6 protein-coding genes are annotated in these 7,740 nt (G+C 56.1%); 4 read left to right on the forward strand and 2 right to left on the reverse strand.

Features of this window, described 5'->3' with window-relative positions; translation table 11 throughout:
• Both M0974_RS33160 and M0974_RS33165 read left to right on the forward strand, forming a co-directional pair.
• A partial coding sequence (locus tag M0974_RS33160) for an ABC transporter permease (RefSeq protein WP_297846546.1) occupies window positions 1-1,070 on the forward strand: 1,070 nt, incomplete at its 5' end.
• Between the two features lie 11 nt (window positions 1,071-1,081).
• Window positions 1,082-1,906 carry an ABC transporter permease gene (locus M0974_RS33165; RefSeq protein WP_297846548.1) on the forward strand — a complete coding sequence of 275 codons (825 nt, stop codon included), beginning with the start codon at window positions 1,082-1,084 and terminating at the stop codon, window positions 1,904-1,906.
• 107 nt (window positions 1,907-2,013) lie between these two features.
• On the opposite strand, the gene M0974_RS33170 is transcribed toward M0974_RS33165, so the two are convergent.
• A complete protein-coding gene (locus M0974_RS33170; protein ID WP_297846551.1) occupies window positions 2,014-4,773 on the reverse strand; it encodes a LysM domain-containing protein in 2,760 nt (919 codons plus the stop codon).
• Window positions 4,770-5,582, reverse strand: a complete 813-nt coding sequence (locus tag M0974_RS33175) for a hypothetical protein (RefSeq protein WP_297846553.1) — start codon at window positions 5,580-5,582, stop codon at window positions 4,770-4,772. Before M0974_RS33175 ends, M0974_RS33170 begins: the two co-directional genes overlap by 4 nt.
• 231 nt (window positions 5,583-5,813) lie before the next feature.
• Here M0974_RS33175 and M0974_RS33180 point away from each other — a divergent pair, with 231 nt between their 5' ends.
• Both M0974_RS33180 and M0974_RS33185 read left to right on the forward strand, forming a co-directional pair.
• Entirely contained in the window at window positions 5,814-7,187 is a 1,374-nt protein-coding gene (locus M0974_RS33180) for a sigma 54-interacting transcriptional regulator (RefSeq protein ID WP_297846555.1), read from the forward strand.
• Between the two features lie 172 nt (window positions 7,188-7,359).
• On the forward strand, window positions 7,360-7,740 hold a 381-nt coding region (locus tag M0974_RS33185), incomplete at its 3' end, for an iron-containing alcohol dehydrogenase (RefSeq protein ID WP_297846557.1).

The raw sequence follows: 7,740 nt of genomic DNA on the forward strand, positions 1-7,740 counted from the left end.
CGGAAGTTGTCGGTGCTTTGCCGCACACGGTTGCAGCCGTGGCGCAATGGGATGGAAAAAGCCTGCCGCCCGAGCCGGTGTACCAAGCGCTCAGTGTTGATCTGGCGCTAGCCCGCAAGAATCAGACGTTGGGCGACCTGTCCAAGCGCCTGAACATGGAATTGGCCGGTTACCGCAGCCTGCTGACGAAAACCGCTCGCGCCTTACCGTTCGCGACTGAACCGCCGTCTTATAAAGAAGCACTTGAAGCGCTTGATGAGCGTTGGGGCGATCCGGCCTATTGGCAAGCGATTCGCCGAAACACGAGCAGCATCACCCCCTATTATTTGTTGGCCGCCGTTGACCACCGCATCGATGACCTCGGTGAAGTGGCCCCTGCGACCCCCGATCAAGCGATCTACCTGGACATCTTCGCCCGGACCTTCTGGATGGGCTTGGTGATCACCGTGATCTGCCTGTTGTTGGCTTATCCACTGGCCTACCTGCTGGCTAATTTGCCGTCGCGGCAGAGCAACTTGTTGATGATCATGGTGCTGTTGCCATTCTGGACATCGATTCTGGTGCGGGTGGCGGCCTGGATCGTATTGCTGCAATCGAGCGGCTTGATCAACAGCGCTTTGATGGCAATGGGCATCATCGATAAACCACTAGAGCTGGTGTTCAACCGGGTCGGCGTGTACATCTCGATGGTGCACATCATGCTGCCGTTCATGATTCTGCCGATTTACAGCGTGATGAAAGGCATTTCCCCGACCTACATGCGCGCCGCTATCTCACTCGGCTGCCACCCGATGGTCAGCTTTTGGCGGGTGTACTTCCCGCAGACCTACGCCGGTATTGGCGCGGGCTGTCTGCTGGTGTTTATTTTGTCGATTGGCTACTACATCACCCCGGCGTTGCTCGGCAGCCCGAACGATCAAATGGTCAGCTACTTCGTCGCCTTTTATACCAACACCAGCATCAACTGGGGCATGGCCACGGCGCTGGGCGGCTTGCTGCTGATGGCGACCGTCGTGCTTTATCTGATTTATAACTGGCTTGTCGGCGCTAGCCGTATGCGCTTGAGCTGAGGAGAGTCAACATGCTGAGCCCTTACACATCGCCCATTGAGCGGATCTGGTTTTACGCCCTGCGCATTCTTTGCGGGTTGGTGCTGTTGTTTCTAGTGTTGCCGGTGCTAGTGATCATCCCGTTGTCGTTTAACTCCGGGAGCTTTCTGGTGTATCCGCTGCAAGGGTTCTCCCTGCACTGGTACCAGGACTTTTTCTCCTCGGCAGAATGGATGCGTTCGCTTAAGAACAGCATGATCGTCGCGCCTGCTGCCACGGTACTGGCCATGGGCTTTGGGACGTTGGCGGCGATTGGTTTGACCCGAGGCAACTTCCCCGGCAAGGCGTTAATCATGGCCTTGGTGATTTCACCGATGGTGGTGCCGGTGGTTATCGTCGGTGTGTCCAGTTACTTGTTTTTCGCGCCACTGGGGTTGGGCAACAGCTATATCTCCCTGATCCTGGTGCATGCGGTGTTGGGTGTGCCGTTCGTGATCATCACCGTGTCGGCTACCTTGCAGGGGTTCAACCATAATCTGGTTCGTGCGGCTGCCAGTTTGGGGGCGTCACCGTTGACCGCCTTCCGCCGGGTAACATTGCCGTTGATTGCGCCGGGGGTTATTTCCGGGGCGTTGTTCGCCTTTGCTACCTCGTTTGATGAGGTGGTGGTGACGTTGTTTCTCGCCGGTCCCGAACAAGCCACCTTGCCACGGCAGATGTTCAGCGGCATCCGCGAAAACCTCAGCCCGACTATCGCTGCTGCAGCGACCCTGCTGATAGGGTTCTCGGTGGTGCTGTTGCTGGTGCTGGAATGGTTGCGTGGGCGTAGTGAGAAATTGAGGACGCAGGCGGTTTGACGAGTCCACGCAATGTTCAGCCTAAAACTGGCCGCATACAGACCCATCGAGGGGGCGAATTTTCCATGATGTGACAAAAAGGTCATCGCCTTTGTTGGACTGTCGCATCATGGAATAGATGTCGCCTTTTGCGGCCGCAGTTTCACCGTTTCATACATCCGACTAACAACGTCATACCCCCTCAAAAACAACCACTCCACGTCCACCCCAAGCGTGCTCAGACGTTGCAGTTTACTCAGATAGGCAAACGTCTCCGGGTCGACCCAAGTCATCTCCTTATAGCTATTCTCAATCAGCGCTTTGTTGAAGATGTTTAATATCTGCACTATCGCCTTATAACCCACTATGAAGTTGAAGACGCCTGCGACTCCGGGGCCGGCGATGACGGCGGCGTTGATGTGCAGGATGACGTAGCCGTTTTGCAGGGACAGTTGCAAACCGGCCTTGTCGCTGGCACCCGATGCAGCGCCAGCGTCGATGCCGAGGAGGGCCAGTTCTAGCCAGCTGTCGTCTTTGGTGGTTTTTTTGACCAGTGGGCGGCGCAGGGTGAGTAGGTCGCAGGGTGGCTTCCACAGCAGCGAGCCGCTGATTTTGATACCCGCCGGTGCGCCCGCGAACAGGTCGAAATCTGCGCCCAGCAGGTCGTTGTGGCGGATATACGGTTTCAAGCCAGTTTCTGCGTGGCTGAGACGGCGCTCCGCGTCTCGTCCGATGTCGAGGCAGATGGCGTTGTTTTCTTGTTTGTTTGGTCCCAGGCGCAAGTTAGCGCTAAGCATCATCGAGGCGCCGGCAAAGCCCCAGGCTTTGATACTGCCGGTTAGGCAAAATGTGCCGAAGTTGACCGGTTCCGACCATTTGTTCTCGCTGGAATATTTCAGCGTCGTGGCCTCTGCCGTGGCTCGGCCGGGCACCTCAAACTTGGCGATATCAATTTCGCCCTGAGCCAGATTGATGTCCATCGTCACTTCGGCAGAGGCGCCAAGGATTTTTTTCATGCTGATATTGGGGGCGGTGACGTCGGTGCCGAGTTGCACCTTGCTTTGTGGCGGGCTCAGGCAACGGATCAGTCGCGCTTGCGGGCTGTTATCAAACAAGCGCAGCGGGCCGAGGGTGCTTTGCTTAAACAACATTAGCCGCAGGTCTTTTCCCCAGGCGTCGAAGGTCGCGTCGTCGCGCAGGTTCTCAATGTGGATTTTTTCGGTTTTGATATGGCGCTTGAGCGCTTCGGGTAGAAAGAAACCGTGGCGGTCGAACCAGCTATCTTGAATCTCCAGCGGACGGGCGTCGTGCATTGTCAGCCAGGTGCTGAACAGGTCAGGATCGGTGGTCTTGTCGCCAGTCTTCACGTCGATAGAAAGTTTTTTTGCGTGGGTCAGTGCGTTTTTCAGGTCTTCTTTCAGTAACGCTTGGGCGCGCCGGTCAAGATCCTTAAGCACGGAGGTGAGGCTCAAGTGACGGAGTCGAGTCACTTCGGTGGGCACGCTGATTTCCCGTAGCGGAAAGTCTGCGCGCATTAGCCGCTGTTGAGGTTGCGGGACGAAGGTTTCGGGGTTCCAGAGCAGATGGCGACCGGGTTTGGCGTTCTGGACGAAATCCTTTGCCTTTCTCTTTAGCTCCTGTTCCTTGGACTCGAGTGCACGCCATTGCTCTTGTTCTGCGTTAAACAGGTTGCTCGGCGGCTGTTGTTTGGCGACATTGATCCAGTTTTCAACGGACGCTTGAGCGCTCTGCTCCACGGCTGTTTTTTGCCTGAGCCAAGAGTGATATTCCTCGTACTTCTTGAAGTCTTGCTGAATACCTTCGTTGTCGGCCTTCAGCGCATATTCGGGCAACGCCAGGCCATACGCGGCGGCTTCGAGAAGGGTTTTGACCAGTTCGGAGTAATGAAATTTTGTGGTCGAACTTCTTAACCACTCTGCGGTGTCCGGTAACCGTGACGTGAATTCACGACTTGGACTTTCCAGCTCTGCAAGCAATGTCGCGTGGTCTTGGGATAGCTGCTCGATTTCTTGTGGGCTGAAATGCTTAGCGCCTTCGTCCAATAGTGTTTGGCGCTGTTTTAGATAGCGCTGGATGATCTCGCGTGCCTTCAGGGCTTCGGCGCTGTAAAGGCGGTCGTCTTTAAATTTATAGCCGCGCTTGAGCGCTATTTTATGGGCCTTCGTGTCGAGGGCTGCAAACTCCCTACTGAGCTTTTCGTCGTCACGTTGCCGCTCGCCAGTCATTCGAAGTTGCTCGGGAGACACATGTGGCGTGTTGTCGATGTTAGTGCCGTTTTGCGCTGTGGTGGGTGTTTGGACTTTTTCGATCTCGGCTCGGATCACCGTCAACTCGTACTCAATCTGCAAATACCGCTGGCTGTCCTGTGCATCCAAAAAACTGCTGACCTTGGGCTCAAGAAAGGGCTCCAGCAAGCCTGCGTTGTTCAGCGCGCTGATTCGCGAATCCGGATCACTGGTTAGCAGCTTCTTTTTCAGGTCATCGGCAGCTTCGATCAGCGTGGGCAAGGTGTGTTCGCGCAGCAACCAGAAACGATTCTGGCCGACCTCATAAATCAGATCGGCATAGTGCGTGGCGTTTTTGCGCCGTTGCTCGCTGCAGAAATCAACCGTGCCATGCTCGGGAGGGGCAGCGATTGAATTGAGCTGTAAGGCCTCTACTAAAGGCGGTTCAGGTGTTGCGGTTGCATCATCGGAAGCAGGCACCCCCGCACGTTCAGGCACCCTTAGCACCCAGCCCGTGCGGATGTAATTCGGATTGTTGATGAAGGGGTTCAAACCCTGCATCTCGGCGATGCGTATGCCGAAGCGTTGGGCGATGTGGCTGAGGGTGTCGCCCTCCTGCACGGTGTAAAGGCCCATTGTCATGGTTGTATTCTCTGTAGCAATTGTTCGACCCGGCGATGCGGCAGCTCGCGAGACGTGAGGATTGCCATGAGGTCTTCGCGTTGGCTAAGGTCGCCGTGGATGATCAGGGCGCTCAACTGCAGTAAGTGCCGGTCGACACCGATGCCGTGCTTCACAAGGAAGTTGAGGTTACTCACCGAGCGGGACAGGTCTGTATCACTCAGGTGCGTGAACGGCTGCGGGTTATGACGCAACCAGTACAGCCAGCGGATGTCGATGTAGGTCGAGTAGAGGCTGTCTGGGAGTGACAATGGGTATTCACAGGTGGCTGTGGCGGGGGCGTCGTTTTTCCAGGCATGCCAATGACGTGTAGTGGGGTCGGCGCTGGGAACGGGGGTGAAAACCTCACACCAGGGACCGAACAAGCAGGCTTGTTGCCGACCGCTCTCCAGCGCCATGGACGCCCAAATGGCAGGGTCATGGATGTTCCTAGAACCCTCGCTCAGCAGCGCTCGGGCATGGGCGAGTGCCGCCTTTGGCTCGGTGCAAGTGAGGGCAACTCCTCCCGGTCGTTGATGACAAAGGTCGGCCATCTGGTCGATGCCCTGCGGCCCGATAACGAACCATGTCGGTCCTTGAAGCATGTCGGCCTGGAAGGGCGTGCGGCCCCACAACTGTTCGTATTTACACGGAATTCTTGCGTGTGTAAGCGCGCGCCAAGCTACGGTGGCTTGGGCCGCGTCGATAAGAAAAACCATTTTTTGCAGAGGGGCTGGATTCAGTTGATTCAGGGTGGGGCGATTGAGAAAACGAGTGATCACTTCAGACATGCGCCTGCCTCCGAGAGTCTGTTTGGGGGCGCGAGCATGCTGTGACAAAAGAGGTGGATCAACGCGATAGCGGCGAAAGAGACGTTTCCAGAGGTACTTGAGGATTGGTCCTACAAAACAGGCCCCGCCTTCATATCCTTATGAGCGCCGTGAGCCGAACCGCAGCCTTCAGCAGTTCCTATGGGGGTTGTGTAATATCCTCCTCTTTTACGTCCGTGCATGGAGCCTCAGGTGAACGTTAACGATGCCAGTTTCGAAGAGCTGCTCAATGCTTTGCATGATGGCGTTTACATCACAGACGGTGACGGCAAGACGCTGAAGGTCAATAAGGCTTACGAACGGTTGACCGGTCTCGACAGTGCGGACCTGATCGGCCGGCCGATGCAGGAGTTGGTCAAGGAAGGAGTGATCTCGCAGTCGGCATCCTTGCGTGTGTTGCAGGAAGGCAAGCCGATGTCGGTGATGCAAAGCCTGCATCAGGGCAAGAAACTGTTGGTCAGCGCCACACCGATTCTGGCCGCCGACCAGAGCATCAGCTACGTGGTCAGCACGGTGCGGGATATGACCGAACTGCTGCGCATGAAACACGAACGCGATGAGCTGCAACAGCTCAAACAACTTCGCAACAGCACCGCCAAACTTCACGCCGGCCAACGCGACAGCTTGCTACATTCCCCATTGATGGCCGATCAAGAGGTTTCCGGTCGAGTCTTCGCTCTGGCGCGTCAAGTCGCCAACAGTAAGGTCAAGGTGTTGCTGCAAGGCGAAACCGGAGTTGGTAAAACCCTCGTCGCGCAATTTATCCATAACGCTAGCAACCGGGCCAAAGAGCCGTTTCTAGCGCTGAACTGCGGTGCATTGCCGGAAAATCTGATTGAGGCGGAGCTGTTTGGTTACGCCCCCGGCGCCTTCACTGGAGCGGGGCCCAAGGGCAAGCGTGGGCTGCTAGAGCTGGCGCACCACGGCACCTTGTTTCTCGATGAGATCGGCGACTTGCCCTTGGCAGTGCAGGTCAAGCTACTCAAAGTGATCGAAGAGAACCGATTCATTCCGGTGGGAGGACTTGAGCTTAAAGAAGTCGACGTGCGCATCATCAGCGCCACTCATCACGACCTAAAACAGCTGGTGGCAGAAGGGCGCTTCCGGGCTGATCTGTATTATCGGCTCAATGTGGTGCCCATCGCCATTGCGGCCTTGCGTGAGCGCAGTGAAGAAATCGCGCCGCTGCTGCATTACTACCTCGAAAGCTTCAACGCCCGTTATCAGCGCAACGTGCAGCTGAGCCTCGAAGCCTTGGACGTGCTGTGTGATTACCCATGGCCGGGCAACATTCGTGAGCTGATCAATATCGTCGAGCGTCTGGTGGTGACCAGTCGTGCTGACGTCATCGAAGCGTTGGATCTGCCCGAAGAGATCCTCAACCTCAATCCGCAGCACTCTGACGACAGTCGCCTGCCGTTGCGCAAGGTGTTGGAGAATGCCGAGCGCGCTGCGATTCGTGCTGCGCTGCAGTTACATAAAACTACGCGGCTAGCCGCCAAAGCACTGGGTGTCAGCCAGGCAACGGTGGTGCAGAAGATGAAACGCTGGGAGCGGTCTGATTAGGATTTCAATCAACAGCCCTGACAGCGATTAGAAAGCTAATCGCAAATAGCTGCTTTGTATCCTTCTTTTTGGTCCTAACCCTTGTCCTGTGCGGCTCTAAGGGTTTTGGCACAGCTTTCGCTATTCCATTTGGCACGCCCTCGCGCAAAACAACTAATAAAGGACGAGCCCGATGAGCATCTCTGCGTTCAAAATTGCCAACAAACTGATCACCGGCACCGCTGCCATCGAGCAACTGGCCGCTGAACTGACTCGCCTGAATATCAATAATCCGTTAATCGTCACCGACGCAATATTGGTTAAGTCCGGCACTGTGGATTTGGCGTTGGCTCACCTAGGTGATCGCCGTTACGGCATCTTCGATCAGGTCAAACCCGAGCCGGAAATATCTATCGTTGAAGACTGCACCCGCGCATACCGCGAAGGCGGTCATGATGGATTGATCGGTCTCGGTGGCGGCAGCGCCATCGATATCGCCAAAGGTGTCGCCGCCTTTGCCGGACACGAAGGACCGCTGACCGAGTTGTTCGGCGTGGATCAAGTGAAGCGCAAA

Origin of the sequence: Pseudomonas sp., from assembly GCF_026224925.1 — a bacterium.
Lineage (GTDB): Bacteria > Pseudomonadota > Gammaproteobacteria > Pseudomonadales > Pseudomonadaceae > Aquipseudomonas.